Raw genomic sequence first — 13932 nt, 5'->3', positions numbered from 1 at the left:
CCGCGCTCCCCGGGGCTGGCCCGGGGAGCGCGGCGGTTAGCTAAACAGGGCGGTGATTGAGGCGCTGCCGAGGCTGTGGAAATGGACGTTAAAACCGACCATCGCCCCGCTTGCGCCTTCATCAACCTCAATTTTGTCGACGTCCAGCGCGTGCACCGTAAAGATGTAGCGATGGCTTTCACCCTGCGGCGGCGCCGCGCCGCCGTAACCCGCGTGGCCGAAATCGGTCCGGGTCTGAACCGCCTCTTCCGGCAGCGCCGCGAGTCCGGAACCGGCGCCCTGGGGCAGCACGCGCGTATCGGCCGGGAGGTTCGCCACGATCCAGTGCCACCAGCCGGAGCCGGTCGGCGCGTCCGGGTCGTAACAGGTCACCACAAAGCTTTTGCTGCCCGCCGGAACATCATCCCACGCCAGATGCGGTGAAATATTGTCCCCCGCGTAGCCCATGCCGTTGAATACATGACGATTGGGCAGCTTTTCCCCATCCTGCAAATCATGGCTAATGAGTTTCATCGTCTCTCCTCAAGTTAATCTACTGATTCGCAAAGAAGTGTAGCGCGTGAGGCGCGGCATTACCGTCTCTTAATCGCGAAAAAATGTTTCTTCCAGCACCGCCGCGTTAACCGCCCGGGTCAGATGCGTCAGCTGTTCGGCGCTAATGATATATGGCGGCATCAGGTAGATAAGCTTGCCGAACGGGCGCACCCACACCCCTTGCTCGACGAAAAAGCGCTGCAGGGCGGCCATATTCACCGGCCGGCGGGTTTCCACCACGCCAATCGCCCCGAGCACGCGCACGTCGGCCACCAGCGCGGAGTCGCGGGCGGGAGCCAGCTCGGCTTTCAGCTGCGCTTCTATGGCGGCAACCTGGGACTGCCACTCGCCGCCTGCCAGCAGATTCAGGCTCTCTGCGGCCACCGCGCAGGCCAGCGGGTTGCCCATAAAGGTTGGGCCGTGCATAAAGCAGCCGGCCTCGCCGTTGCTGATGGTTTCCGCGACACAACGGGTCGTCAGCGTCGCGGAGAGCGTCATGGTCCCACCGGTCAGCGCTTTGCCGAGGCACAGTATATCCGCCGCAATGCCCGCGTGATCGCAGGCGAACAGCTTACCGGTACGGCCAAAGCCGGTGGCAATCTCATCGGCAATCAGCAGGATACCTTCGCGATCGCACATCTTACGGATGCGCCTTAACCACTCCGGATGGTACATCCGCATCCCGCCGGCGCCCTGCACGATAGGCTCGAGGATCACCGCGGCAATTTCATGGCGATGGGCGGCCATCAGGCGCGCAAAGGGCACCATGTCCAGTTCGTCCCACTCGCCGTCAAAGCGGCTTTGCGGCGCCGGCGCGAAGAGGTTGTCCGGCAGATAGCCCTGCCACAGGCTGTGCATGGAGTTGTCCGGGTCGCACACCGACATCGCGCCGAAGGTGTCGCCGTGATAGCCGTTGCGGAAGGTGAGAAAACGTCGGCGCGGTTCGCCCTTTGCCTGCCAGTACTGCAGAGCCATTTTCATCGCCACTTCGACCGCCACGGACCCCGAGTCGGCGAGGAACACGCACTCCAGCGATTCCGGCGTCATCGCCACCAGCTGGCGGCACAGCGCCACCGCCGACGGGTGGGTTATGCCGCCAAACATCACGTGCGACATCTCGTCGATCTGCGCTTTCATCGCCGCATTCAGCCGCGGGTGGTTGTAGCCGTGGATCGCCGCCCACCATGACGACATGCCGTCAATCAGCCGTTCGCCGCCGGCCAGAGAAAGCTCGCAGCCGTGAGCGGCTACTACCGGGTAAACCGGCAGGGGGGAGGTCATGGAGGTATAGGGGTGCCAGATGTGGCGCCGGTCGAAGGCGAGATCGTCCATTTTTATAAGCGACTTGTAAACCATTTTGAAAACATTTAGGTTTACGAGTATAAACCGAACCGACAGTTAACAAAACCTTTTGGAGAAGCCAATGGCTCACCACGCACGCTGGACAATGTCGCAAGTTACTGAGTTATTTAATAGACCACTGCTGGATCTGCTGTTTGAAGCCCAGCAGATCCATCGCCAGCATTTTGATCCGCGCCAGGTTCAGGTCAGCACGCTGCTGTCGATTAAGACCGGCGCCTGCCCGGAAGACTGCAAATACTGCCCGCAAAGCGCGCGCTATAAAACCGGTCTGGAGTCCGAGCGCCTGATGGAAGTTGAACAGGTGCTGGAGTCGGCGCGGCAGGCCAAAAACGCCGGTTCGACCCGTTTCTGCATGGGCGCGGCGTGGAAGAACCCGAACGACCGCGATATGCCCTATCTGGAGCAGATGGTCAAAGGGGTGAAGGCGCTGGGGCTGGAGTCCTGTATGACCCTCGGCACCCTTACCGATAGCCAGGCGCAGCGCCTTGCCGGCGCCGGCCTCGACTATTACAACCACAACCTCGATACCTCCCCGGAGTTCTACGGCAATATCATCACTACCCGTACCTACCAGGAGCGCCTCGATACCCTTGGCAAAGTGCGCGGCGCCGGCATTAAAGTGTGCTCCGGCGGGATTGTCGGGCTGGGCGAAACGGTAAAAGATCGCGCCGGACTGCTGCTGCAGCTGGCCAACCTGCCGACGCCGCCGGAAAGCGTGCCCATCAACATGCTGGTGAAGGTGAAGGGCACGCCGCTGGCGGACAACGACGACGTCGACGCGTTTGAGTTTATCCGCACCATCGCGGTGGCGCGGATCATGATGCCAACCTCCTACGTGCGACTCTCCGCCGGCCGCGAGCAGATGAACGAACAGACCCAGGCGATGTGCTTTATGGCCGGGGCCAACTCCATTTTCTACGGCTGCAAGCTGCTGACGACGCCGAACCCGGAAGAGGATAAGGACCTGCAGCTGTTCCGCAAGCTGGGGCTGAATCCGCAGCAGACGGCGGTGCTGGAAGGCGATAACGAGCAGCAGCGGCGCCTGGAGCACGCGCTGAATAACCCGGATACCGAGGAATATTACAACGCGGCGGTGCTATGAGCTGGCAGCAACGCATCGAGCAGGCGCTGAGCGCACGGCGGCAGGCGGATGCCTTTCGCTCTCGCCAGCCGGTAGCGCAGGGCGCCGGGCGCTGGCTGATCCGCGAGGGGCAGCGCTGGCTCAACTTTTCCAGCAACGATTATCTCGGCCTGAGCCAGCATCCGCAGATTATCGCCGGCTGGCAGCAGGGCGCCGAACGCTACGGCGTCGGCTCCGGCGGCTCCGGCCACGTCAGCGGCTACAGCGACGCGCATCGCCAGCTGGAGGAGGCGCTGGCCGACTGGCTGGGCTATCCGCGCGCGCTGCTGTTTATCTCCGGCTTTGCCGCTAATCAGGCGCTGATTGCCGCCCTGCTCGGCAAGGACGATCGCGCGGTAGCGGACCGCCTGAGCCACGCCTCGCTGCTGGAGGCCGCCAGCCTCAGCCCGGCGCAGCTGCGGCGCTTCCAGCATAACGACGTTCAGCAGACTGAAAACGCTGCTGGAGAAGCCGCTGGCGGGCCAGTCTGCTGGCGATCACCGAAGGCGTATTCAGCATGGATGGCGATAGCGCGCCCCTCGGCCCGATCCAGCAGGTCACCGCTGAAACCGGCGGCTGGCTGCTGGTCGATGATGCCCACGGTATTGGGGTGCTGGGCGACGAAGGGCGCGGCAGCTGCTATGCGCAAAACGTCCATCCCGAGCTGCTGGTGGTGACCTTCGGTAAGGCCTTTGGCGTTAGCGGCGCGGCGGTATTGTGCAGCGACGCGCTGGCGGACTACCTGCTGCAGTTTGCCCGCCACCTGATTTACAGCACCGCCATGCCGCCGGCCCAGGCCGTTGCGCTCAGCGCCGCGCTGCGGATTATCCGCGGCGATGAGGGCCAGCAGCGGCGGGAGGCGCTGGCCTGCCGCATTGCGCAGTTCCGTGCCGGGATGCGCGACTATCCCGGGCAGCTCACCGAATCGATCGGCGCCATTCAGCCGCTGATCGTGGGAGAGAATACGCGCGCCCTGCGCCTGGCGGCCCGCCTGCGCGAGCAGGGCTGCTGGGCGACGGCGATCCGCCCGCCGACGGTGCCGGTCGGCAGCGCCCGGCTGCGGCTGACCCTGAGCGCGGCGCATGAGCCCGCGGATATCGATCGCCTGCTGGAGGTGCTGCATGACGGCGGTGAATAAACGCGCGGTGGCCGCCGCCTTCGGTCGGGCGGCGAGCGGCTATACGCAGCACGATGAGCTACAGCGGCGCAGCGCCGAGCTGCTGCTGGGGCAGCTTAACGGCCAGCGCTTTGCCGAGGTGCTGGATGCGGGCTGCGGCCCCGGCGGCATGAGCCGCTTCTGGCGCGAGGCGGGCAGCCGCGTCACCGCGCTGGATATCTCCGTCGAGATGCTGGCGGAGGCCCGGCGTCAGCAGGCCGCGCACGGCTACGTGGAGGGCGATATTGAATCCCTGCCGCTGCCGGAGGCCTGCGTGGACCTGGCGTGGAGTAATTTGGCCGTGCAGTGGTGCGACGACCTCAGCGCCGCGCTTGCCGAGCTGTATCGGGTCGCGCGTCCCGGCGGGCGGGTGGCCTTCAGCACCCTGCTGGCCGGCTCGCTCCCCGAGCTCAACCAGGCCTGGGCGACGATTGACCGGCATCCGCACGCCAATCGTTTCCTCAGCGAGCAGGCGGTACGTAGCGCGCTGGGTGGCCGGCGGGCCGAGGCGCAGGTTCATGCCGTGACCCTGCCGTTTACCGACGCCCTGAGCGCGATGCGTTCGCTGAAGGGCATCGGCGCCACCCATTTACACGAGGGGCGCAGCGCGGCGCCCCTTAGCCGCGGCAAGCTGCGCCAGCTTCAGCTGGCATGGCCCAAACGGCACGGGCAGTGCCCGCTGACGTACCATCTTTTTACAGGAGTCATTGAGCGTGATTGAACGTTATTTTGTCACCGGAACGGATACTGAAGTCGGTAAAACGGTGAGCAGCTGCGCCCTGCTGCAGGCGGCGAACCTGCGGGGCCGGAAAAGCGCCGGCTATAAGCCGGTGGCCTCCGGCAGCGAACTCACGGAGCAGGGCCTGCGCAACGACGACGCGCTGGCCCTGCAGCGCCACAGCCGCGTGGCGCTGAGCTATGAGCAGGTTAACCCGTTCGCCTTTGCTGAACCCACTTCGCCGCATATTATCAGCGCCGATGAGGGGCGTCCCATCACCGTCGCGGCCCTCTCCGCCGGGCTGCGCGAGCTGGAGAAGCAGGCTGACTGGCTGCTGGTGGAGGGCGCGGGGGGCTGGTTTACGCCGCTGTCTGAAACCCTGAGCTTTGCCGACTGGGTGCAGGAGGAGCGGCTGCCGGTGATTCTGGTGGTGGGGATAAAGCTGGGCTGCATTAATCACGCCCTGCTGACGGCTCAGGCGGTGCGCCAGGCAGGGCTGCCGCTGGCGGGCTGGATTGCCAACGACGTCCAGCCGCCGGGGAAGCGCCACCGCGAATACCTCGCGACCCTCAAACGGCTGCTGCCCGCACCCATGCTGGGCGAGATCCCGTGGCTGGAGGAGGCGTCACCGCGGGAGGATCTCGGCCGGTATCTCGATCTTAGCGCGCTGGATCGGGCGTCATCCACTTCGCCAGTAGCGGTTCATCCAGTTCCATAACGTCGCCCTGCGCCACGCTGCGCCCGCGGTGCAGCAGGCAGAAGCGGTCGGCCACCCGGCGAATAAACGGCAGGTGCTGCTCGGCGAGCAGCACCGTTAAGCCGATATCCCGGTTCAGGCGTACCAGCAGATCCCCCAGCTTATGCATAAAGTGCTGTCCGCTGCCGCGCGACGGCTCGTCGAGTATCAGCAGACGCGGTCGGACGATCAGCGCTCTCGCCAGCGCCAGCTGATACCTGTCGTCTTCCATAAGCGCGGCGCCCTTGCTCTGGCGAAGGGCGTAGAGCTGCGGAAACAGATCGTAAATCTCGCTGCTCACCACGGCGCCGGGCGTGCCGCCTGCCGCCAGCGCAACATGCAGATTCTCTTCTACGCTGAGCTGGGTAAAGATGCGCCGGTCCTGCGGCACGTAGCCGATACCGATGATGCTGCGTGAATGAGCGGAGAGCGGCATCAGGTCGCAGGGCGGCGCCCCGCGCTCCTGCCAGGTGATGCTGCCGCTGGCGACCGGGAGATTTCCGGTAATGCAGTTGACCAGCGTGGTTTTCCCCATGCCCTGGCTTCCCATCACGCAGGTGCACTCTCCTGGCCTGAGCTCAAGATCGACGTTCCACAGCGTGTGCTGGCTTCCATAGTACTGATTGACGGCGCGTAGACTCAACATAGACGTTTTCTCCTTTTTGGCGACGACGAGCGGGACAAACATTCTGCAAATCTCTTGCCAGGAAAAAGAAGTGACGGCATTTTTCTGCCAGCACAGGTCTCGCCTGCAGCCCCGCGCAGGGATCGGCGAAGCGGCTGCACTCTCCCGGTGCTAAGCGGCGTGAAACGTGGTGCAGAAAGCAGCAAAAAGGCGGCCGTCTTTAGCTGATAAACATCAAAAATAATTCAATAATATTTTTTAGCCGCGCGTTTTTGGTCGGCGGACAATTTCGGCCGGGTGGCAGAGGTCATGGCCTGCAGCGAGTTATCCACTATTCCTGTGGATAACCTTGTGTATTAGAGTTAGAGAACTTGCGGTAAGCTAGAGATTACGCGGCCTGCGGCGGAATTGGCGCGAAACCCGTCTTTTATTAAATTCTATTTAATATCAATTGGTTGAATAAAATCAATGGCTGTAAGGAAAGTGTCACCTGCTGCCATAAAAGATTCATCGCCTTGCTTGACAAATGTTAAATGACAAAATTTTCTGGGGATAACCTTACTCAGTGGCGGATTATTCCACAAGACGCTCTTTTTTTGCCCAAATGTAGCCGCATAGCGCGGGGTTTACAGGGCAAACAATAATACGATACTGGTTTTATATCCAGTGTTATTTATTGGCAAAAGCGGCGGCGGCGAGTAGAATTAAACACCTGCCGTTTCGCGCCGGGCGCTTCATCCTCCTTCAGGGTCAGACATATGAGTAAAACGTTCACGCTGCATTCCGCTTTCCGTCCCTCTGGCGATCAGCCGGAAGCCATCCGCCGCCTCGAAGAGGGGCTGGAAGATGGCCTGGCGCACCAAACGCTGCTGGGAGTCACCGGGTCGGGGAAAACCTTCACCATCGCTAACGTTGTTGCCGACCTGCAGCGTCCGACGATGGTGCTCGCGCCTAACAAGACCCTGGCGGCGCAGCTGTATGGTGAAATGAAGGAGTTTTTCCCGGAGAACGCCGTCGAGTACTTCGTCTCCTACTACGACTACTACCAGCCCGAAGCCTACGTGCCGAGTTCGGACACCTTCATCGAGAAGGACGCCTCGGTCAACGAACATATTGAGCAGATGCGCCTGTCGGCAACCAAGGCGCTGCTGGAGCGCCGCGACGTCATCGTGGTGGCCTCGGTCTCGGCCATTTATGGCCTCGGCGATCCCGACCTGTACCTGAAAATGATGCTGCACCTGACTACCGGCATGCTGATTGACCAGCGGGCGATTCTGCGCCGCCTCGCGGAGCTGCAGTACACCCGCAACGATCAGGCATTCCAGCGCGGGACCTTCCGCGTTCGCGGTGAGGTCATCGACGTCTTCCCGGCGGAATCGGACGATATTGCCCTGCGCATTGAGCTGTTCGACGAAGAGGTTGAGCGTCTGTCGCTCTTTGACCCGCTTACCGGACAGGTGGAATCGTCCATTCCGCGCTATACCATCTACCCGAAAACGCACTACGTTACCCCGCGCGAGCGGATCGTTCAGGCGATGGAAGAGATAAAAGTCGAGCTGGCGGACAGGCGTAAGGTGCTGCTGGAAAACAACAAGCTGCTGGAAGAGCAGCGCCTTAGCCAGCGTACCCAGTTTGATCTTGAAATGATGAACGAGCTGGGCTACTGCTCGGGCATTGAAAACTACTCGCGCTACCTTTCCGGGCGCGGGCCGGGCGAGCCGCCGCCGACGCTGTTCGACTATCTGCCGGCGGATGGCCTGCTGGTTATCGATGAATCCCACGTCACCATTCCGCAAATCGGCGGGATGTATCGCGGCGACCGGGCGCGTAAAGAGACGCTGGTGGAGTACGGCTTCCGCCTGCCGTCGGCGCTGGATAACCGTCCGATGAAGTTTGAGGAGTTTGAGGCGCTGGCGCCGCAGACTATCTACGTTTCGGCGACGCCCGGCGCCTATGAGCTGGATAAATCCGGCGATGAGGTGGTCGATCAGGTGGTCCGTCCGACCGGCCTGCTTGACCCGGTTATCGAAGTGCGTCCGGTAGGCACTCAGGTCGACGATCTGCTTTCGGAGATTCGCCAGCGCTCCGCTATCAACGAGCGCGTGCTGGTGACGACCCTGACCAAGCGGATGGCCGAAGACCTGACCGAGTACCTCGAAGAGCACGGCGAGCGCGTGCGCTACCTGCATTCGGATATCGATACCGTCGAGCGGATGGAGATTATCCGCGATCTGCGCCTCGGCGAATTCGACGTGCTGGTCGGGATCAACCTGCTGCGTGAGGGGCTGGATATGCCGGAGGTTTCGCTGGTGGCGATCCTTGATGCGGACAAAGAGGGCTTCCTGCGCTCCGAGCGTTCGCTGATCCAGACCATCGGCCGCGCGGCGCGTAACATCAACGGTAAGGCGATTCTCTACGGCGACAGAATCACCGCCTCGATGGCGAAGGCCATTAGCGAAACCGAGCGGCGTCGCGAGAAGCAGCAGCGCTATAACGAAGAGCACGGTATCATCCCGCAGGGCCTGAACAAGAAGGTGGTCGATATCCTGGCGCTGGGCAGCAGCCTGGCGAAGACCAAAGCCAAGGGGCGCGGCAAGTCGCGTTCACCGGTGGAGGCGGATACGCCAGCGCTGACGCCAAAAGCGCTGCAGCAGCGTATTCACGAGCTGGAAGGGCAGATGATGCAGCATGCGCAGAACCTGGAGTTCGAAGAGGCGGCGCAGATCCGCGACCAGCTGCATGCGCTGCGGGAGCTGTTTATCGCCGCGTCGTAGGCCAGCGTCCGTTGCGCCGGCGGTTGCTGTCGCCGCCAGTCTGGGGCCCGGCCGCGCGGAACGCTCGCGACCTACGGGCGGCGCCTGCGGATGCGCGCGCCGCCCGGGCCAAAATGGCAAATAAAATGGCCCGCCGGGGCGGATCTTAATATCCGCTTAATCTTGTTCAGGGACACTATCTCCATTCTAATGAGGATAGCGTCATGCAAAAATTACACTTTCACCAATATCTGGCCATCACCTGCGCCTTTATTATCGTCGTCGCCTTCTTCCATCAGTGGGTGCTGACCTTCTGACGCGAAGGCTTGGGGAAGAGCACCCAGGCGCGAACGCCGGGGCCCGGCTGGCGGTTATGCAAAAAGAACTGGGTATCGTGCAGCTGGGCGATGCGGGTGACGATGCTTAATCCCAGACCAATGCCGCCGTAGCGGCTGTCCATGCGGACAAACGCTTTGCTCAGCTCGCCGCTTTTCGCTTCATCAATTCCCGGACCTTCATCCTCCACCGCCAGAATCGGCGTTGACCCTGCCTGAATTGAGACCCGGATCGTTGAATCCGTCGGACTATAGCGGTGCGCGTTCTCCACCAGATTACGCAGCACCACGCGCAGCAGCGTGGCGTCGCCGGAAACCATCACCTTCTCGTCCGGGCTGACGATTTCAAGCTTTTGCTGGCGCGGCGCCAGCATCGCCTCCAGCTCCTCCGTAAGCGGCTCAACGACATCCTCCATCAGCTGCACCTGCTGGTAGCTCCCGGCGGAAAACGACTGCCCTACGCGGGCCAGCTGCAGGAGCTGGGAGATGCTGTTGGTCATCTGATCGAGGCGCTGAATAAGCGGAGCGACGCCGACCCCGTGCACTTTGGCCAGCAGTTCGAGGTGCAGGCGCAGCCCGGCCAGCGGCGTGCGCAGTTCGTGGGCCACGTCGGCGGTAAACAGGCGCTCGCGGTCGAGCGTCAGGTTCAGGCGCGATACCAGCTGGTTCAGCGCGGTGGTGACGGCGGTCACTTCCGGCACCGACTCGCTGAGTTCGATGGGCTGGAGGTTATCCGGGGTGCGGTTCTCCAGCTCGCCCTGCAGGCGGGAGAGCGGACGGGTGATCTTTTTCACTGCCAGCAGGCTGAGATACAGCGCGAGGCCGATAATCAGCAGGCTTGGGATCAGCAGGCTGGCGACCGCTTCCCGCACCTCGTGCTCAACGTGCTTCTGGTTGTTGTGGCCCTCAATGGCGCTGGCCACCAGCAGTCTGAATTTGCTCTTTTCTTTCATGCCACAGCCAGAACACGCTGATAATCTGGCAGACCACCAGAATGGTGCCGATGGTCAGCAGCAGGCGAAAGCGCATGGTCCATTTTTCGGTGGCGAACAGCGGCATCTCTATGACTCCGATTCGGTATTATTCACCAGCATATAGCCGAAGCCCCTGACGGTGCGGATCCGCGCCTTGCCGACCTTATCGCGCAGGTTGTGAATATGCACCTCCAGGGTATTGGTCGCCGGTTCGTTATCCCAGCTGTAGATATCGTTGTAGAGAATTTCCCGATGTACCGGGCTGCCCGCCTTCATCATCAGGCGCGACAGCAGGGAGTACTCTTTCGGCGTCAGCTCCAGCGAATCCTCGCCCAGCCACACCTGACGGCGGGTGATGTTGAGGCGTAGGTTGCCGACCGCCATTTCGCTATCGCCCTGGTTATGGTGGCGACGGAGCAGCGCGCGGATGCGGGCGTTAAGCTCTTCCAGCGCAAAGGGCTTCACCAGATAGTCGTCGGCGCCGGTATCGAGGCCGTCAATGCGGTCTTCGACGGTATCGCGCGCGGTGAGGATCAGCACCGGCTGACTGAATTTCTCCCGCCGCATCCGCGCGAGGAAGTGCAGGCCGTCCTCATCCGGCAGTCCGAGGTCGAGGACCACCAGGCCGTAGTGGTTGCTGGCCAGCGACAGCGCGGCCTCGTGAGCGCTGGCGACGCCGTCGCAGGCGTATCCCTCGCTCTGCATGGCCAGTATTAATCCCTGTAACAGGAGCGCATCGTCTTCAATGACTAAGATTTTCATCTGTCGGCCTCGCTTATGCATGGCGTTAAAATATCGTCTGTCGCCCGGTATTCTCGGGTTCTGACCCCGAACAGGCCGAGCAGGGTGGAGAACAAGTTATCCTGCGAATAGGTCGCCGTTGTTGCTTTTTGCTGCAGGCACCCGCTGGAAATACCGTAGCGCTGCTGGTAATCCTGCGACAGCCACATCAGCATCGGAACGTGCTTTTGCGTATCCGGCGCGATAGACCACGGCAGCCCGTGCAGATACACGCCGTCTTCGCCCAGCGACTCGCCGTGGTCGGAAAGATAGACCAGGCTGGTGGTAAATTTATCCTGCTTTGACTGCAGCAGCTTTATCGCCTTATCCACCACGTAATCGACGTACAAGATGGTGTTGTCGTAGGTGTTGGTCAGCTGCTGCGGCGTGCACCCCTGGATTTCATTGGTATCGCAGGTCGGGGTGAACTTTTTGAATTCAGCCGGGTAGCGATTGTAGTACGTCGGGCCGTGGCTGCCGATAGTGTGCAGAACGATAATGCCGTCCTGTTGCAAATTGTCGATGTAGCTTTCCAGATTATGGAACAACACCTCATCGTAGCATTCGCCATCAATGCACTGACCCGGCAGCTTGAGATCGGTAACGTTCTGATGCGGGACGCGATCGCAGGCGCCTTTACAGCCGCCGTCGTTGTCGTTCCACAACACCTGAATACCGGCGCGCTGCAGAATATCCAGCACGCCCTCCTGGTGATGGGCCAGCTCTTCATCATAGCGCTCGCGCGGCATGTTGGAGAACATGCACGGCACGGAGACGGCGGTGGCGGTGCCGCAGGAGGTGGTGTTGGGGAAATAGATAACGTTATCCTGCTGCAGGCGCGGATTGGTGTCGCGGGGGTAGCCGCCGAGGGAGAAATCTTGCGCCCGCGAGGTTTCGCCCAGCACCAGAATCGTCAGGTTTTTCCGCGGCCCGTCGCGCATTTGCGACTTCTGCCGCGCATCTTCGCCAATTTTGACCAGTGGCAGGTTGTCCATCTTGTTGTGCGCATACCACGAGTTGATCGCCACGATGCTGTTTGACGGACTCAGCGACTTCACCAGCTCTTTATTGTTGCGGAACACCGAGGCGTAATCTTTATAAAACAGGGCGGCAATCAGCATGATAAGGATCGCCGAGAGCGCAACGTTCAGCAGCCGCACGGCGACGCCGCGCGCGAACGTTTTCGGCTTACGCACCTTAATCCACCAGGCCAGCGCCACCGCCAGCACGCCGGAAAGTCCGAGCGTCAGCACCATGCTGCCCGACAGCAGGGCGAAGCTCTCCGCCGGCGTGGTATCAAGAATATTGGTTATCATCGCCCGGTCGATAATGACCCCGAAGGTCCAGATAAAGTACTGCGCCGAGGCGCTGAGTAGAATAAACAGGCTGATAACGACGCGATCGAGCTTCAGGAAAGAGGCGAGGGTGGTGAGGATATTCATGACGCTGATGGCGACCAGCGGCATGCTGAGAAACACCAGCCAGTTATGTGGGCTATTGACCGGCAGCAGGGTGAAAACCTGGCGGTAGAAGGCGATATTCAGCAATAGCCCCACGTAGGCGGCAAAAAGAATCAGATAAACCGTGCGGCTCACTACCGGCCGACGCAGGGGAAATAACGACATAGCAAAAGTCCTGATGAAAACATGCTCGCTATGCTGTCACTTCTATTTTAAGACAACCTTAAGATTTTAATGTGGGGGAGCCAATGCTCCCCGCGCTATCCATCAATGCGGAATTAACCGGGTATCTGAATCGCCTTCTCCAGCGCGTTGCGCAGCAGCCGGCGGTCGTGGCGATAGGTGACGTCGCTGGCATCCAGCGGCGTCTGGATGATCATCCGGTCCTCAAGGCCGCTGGCATCGGCCTTCGGACCGATGACGACGGCGTCAATTACCCGCTTGCCCACGTAGTGCTCCATAATCGCGATGCGGTCTGCCAGCGTCAGGCTGGCGGCCGGGCTGTGCTCTTTGCCGAGGTTATCGATAAAAACCATCGGCGCCGGCGTGCGGCGCAGCGCCTGCGCCATCTCGTCGAGGAGCAAAATAGGCAGCAGGCTGGTGTAAAAGCTGCCGGGGCCGATCAGGATCAGATCGGCTTCGGCGATCGCCGCAACCGCTTCGCGGGTGGCGGGAACCGGCGGGCTCAGCATCAGCTCGCGCGGCACGCGGGGGAGTTGGTCGATATTCACCTCGCCATAAACTTCGTGGCCTTCGTCGTCAATCGCCATCAAGTCCACCGGTTGTTCAGACATCGGTATCAGGAAGGCGTCAACTTTTAGCAGGTTTCTGATTAAGTTAATCGCCTCTAAGGGCCTGACGCTCAGGTTATCAAGGGCCTTTAACATCAAATTTCCGAGGTTATGTCCGGAAAGTTCGCCGTTACCGCTAAAACGGTATTCAAACATGGCGGATGCCACGCTGGGTTCGGCGATCAGCTGGTTAATACAGTTGCGCATATCCCCCCAGGCAATGCCGCCTTCAGCGCGGCGAATGCGCCCCGTGGATCCGCCGTTATCGGTGGTGGTGACGATGCCGGTCAGGCGCGATCCGAGCGATGAGAGGGACGACATGACCCGGCCCAGACCATGCCCTCCGCCAAGAGCCACGACCCGATCGAGATCGGCGAAAGTCCGATTGCGCATACAAATTCCTTATTTCAAATGAACGGGCTCACGGTAACCGATCTACCCCTAAAAGACGATGCCCCGATCCTGACAAACTGACCGACATCAATGCAAAACCATGAATTTTGGCTATTCTGTAGCGAAAATGCACGATCATACCGATATATACATAATTATATAGCGAAATAGGAAATGGCGAAACGATCGTTTCCG

The 13932-nt window shown here is 61.0% G+C and carries 10 protein-coding genes and 2 pseudogenes; 5 read left to right on the top strand and 7 right to left on the bottom strand.

Going from position 1 to position 13932, the window contains the following annotated elements; genetic code table 11:
- Window positions 1–36: 36 nt before the first annotated feature.
- Together ABOC21_RS16960 and bioA are read right to left on the bottom strand one after the other, a co-directional pair.
- Entirely contained in the window at window positions 37–513 is a 477-nt protein-coding gene (locus ABOC21_RS16960; RefSeq protein ID WP_426815389.1) for a kinase inhibitor, read from the bottom strand.
- Window positions 514–582: 69 nt separating this feature from the next.
- Window positions 583–1872, bottom strand: a complete 1290-nt coding sequence (gene bioA, locus ABOC21_RS16955; protein ID WP_426815517.1) for an adenosylmethionine--8-amino-7-oxononanoate transaminase — start codon at window positions 1870–1872, stop codon at window positions 583–585.
- 85 nt (window positions 1873–1957) lie between these two features.
- On the opposite strand from bioA, the gene bioB reads away from it, so the two are divergent.
- The 4 genes and pseudogenes from bioB to bioD all read left to right on the top strand — a co-directional run bounded on the left by bioB (window position 1958) and on the right by bioD (window position 5608).
- Window positions 1958–2998: a biotin synthase BioB gene (bioB, locus tag ABOC21_RS16950; protein ID WP_426815388.1), complete on the top strand. Its 1041-nt coding sequence runs from the start codon at window positions 1958–1960 to the stop codon at window positions 2996–2998.
- A pseudogene (gene bioF / locus ABOC21_RS16945) lies at window positions 2995–4154 on the top strand (8-amino-7-oxononanoate synthase). Before bioB ends, bioF begins: the two are co-directional and overlap by 4 nt.
- Window positions 4138–4893 carry a malonyl-ACP O-methyltransferase BioC gene (bioC, locus tag ABOC21_RS16940; RefSeq protein WP_426815387.1) on the top strand — a complete coding sequence of 252 codons (756 nt, stop codon included), beginning with the start codon at window positions 4138–4140 and terminating at the stop codon, window positions 4891–4893. Before bioF ends, bioC begins: the two are co-directional and overlap by 17 nt.
- On the top strand, window positions 4886–5608 hold the full coding sequence (gene bioD, locus ABOC21_RS16935) for a dethiobiotin synthase (RefSeq protein WP_426815386.1): 723 nt from the start codon (window positions 4886–4888) through the stop codon (window positions 5606–5608). Before bioC ends, bioD begins: the two co-directional genes overlap by 8 nt.
- Here the strand turns inward: bioD and ABOC21_RS16930 are convergent.
- On the bottom strand, window positions 5550–6272 hold the full coding sequence (locus ABOC21_RS16930) for an ABC transporter ATP-binding protein (RefSeq protein WP_426815385.1): 723 nt from the start codon (window positions 6270–6272) through the stop codon (window positions 5550–5552). The two genes, bioD and ABOC21_RS16930, sit on opposite strands and share 59 nt — an antisense overlap.
- Window positions 6273–7009: 737 nt before the next feature.
- On the opposite strand from ABOC21_RS16930, the gene uvrB reads away from it, so the two are divergent.
- Entirely contained in the window at window positions 7010–9025 is a 2016-nt protein-coding gene (gene uvrB / locus ABOC21_RS16925) for an excinuclease ABC subunit UvrB (RefSeq protein ID WP_426815384.1), read from the top strand.
- Window positions 9026–9299: 274 nt separating this feature from the next.
- Here the strand turns inward: uvrB and pmrB are convergent.
- The 4 genes and pseudogenes from pmrB to yvcK all read right to left on the bottom strand — a co-directional run bounded on the left by pmrB (window position 9300) and on the right by yvcK (window position 13737).
- Window positions 9300–10398: pseudogene (gene pmrB / locus ABOC21_RS16920) on the bottom strand (two-component system sensor histidine kinase PmrB).
- Between the two features lie 2 nt (window positions 10399–10400).
- On the bottom strand, window positions 10401–11075 hold the full coding sequence (gene pmrA, locus ABOC21_RS16915) for a two-component system response regulator PmrA (RefSeq protein ID WP_426815383.1): 675 nt from the start codon (window positions 11073–11075) through the stop codon (window positions 10401–10403).
- The gene (gene eptA, locus ABOC21_RS16910) at window positions 11072–12718 is read right to left on the bottom strand and encodes a phosphoethanolamine transferase EptA (protein ID WP_426815382.1); all 1647 of its coding nucleotides are present in this window, start codon (window positions 12716–12718) and stop codon (window positions 11072–11074) included. The genes pmrA and eptA overlap by 4 nt, the downstream gene beginning before the upstream one ends.
- Before the next feature lie 113 nt (window positions 12719–12831).
- Window positions 12832–13737, bottom strand: a complete 906-nt coding sequence (gene yvcK, locus ABOC21_RS16905) for a uridine diphosphate-N-acetylglucosamine-binding protein YvcK (RefSeq protein WP_426815381.1) — start codon at window positions 13735–13737, stop codon at window positions 12832–12834.
- Between the last annotated feature and the right edge of the window lie 195 nt (window positions 13738–13932).

It is taken from the genome of Klebsiella sp. WOUb02 (assembly GCF_050058015.1).
In the GTDB taxonomy this organism is placed as follows: Bacteria; Pseudomonadota; Gammaproteobacteria; order Enterobacterales; family Enterobacteriaceae; genus Klebsiella.
The sequence above is the reverse complement of the archived record's forward strand: the minus strand, read 5'-3'. Positions and strand labels throughout refer to the sequence as shown.

Bases quoted from the DNA above. Each gene is read 5' to 3' on its own strand.
- ABOC21_RS16930 (WP_426815385.1), bottom strand. From the start codon at position 6,272: ATGTTGAGTCTACGCGCCGTCAATCAGTACTATGGAAGCCAGCACACG.
- bioB (WP_426815388.1), top strand. From the start codon at position 1,958: ATGGCTCACCACGCACGCTGGACAATGTCGCAAGTTACTGAGTTATTT.
- bioC (WP_426815387.1), top strand. From the start codon at position 4,138: ATGACGGCGGTGAATAAACGCGCGGTGGCCGCCGCCTTCGGTCGGGCG.
- eptA (WP_426815382.1), bottom strand. From the start codon at position 12,718: ATGTCGTTATTTCCCCTGCGTCGGCCGGTAGTGAGCCGCACGGTTTAT.
- yvcK (WP_426815381.1), bottom strand. From the start codon at position 13,737: ATGCGCAATCGGACTTTCGCCGATCTCGATCGGGTCGTGGCTCTTGGC.
- pmrA (WP_426815383.1), bottom strand. From the start codon at position 11,075: ATGAAAATCTTAGTCATTGAAGACGATGCGCTCCTGTTACAGGGATTA.
- ABOC21_RS16960 (WP_426815389.1), bottom strand. From the start codon at position 513: ATGAAACTCATTAGCCATGATTTGCAGGATGGGGAAAAGCTGCCCAAT.
- uvrB (WP_426815384.1), top strand. From the start codon at position 7,010: ATGAGTAAAACGTTCACGCTGCATTCCGCTTTCCGTCCCTCTGGCGAT.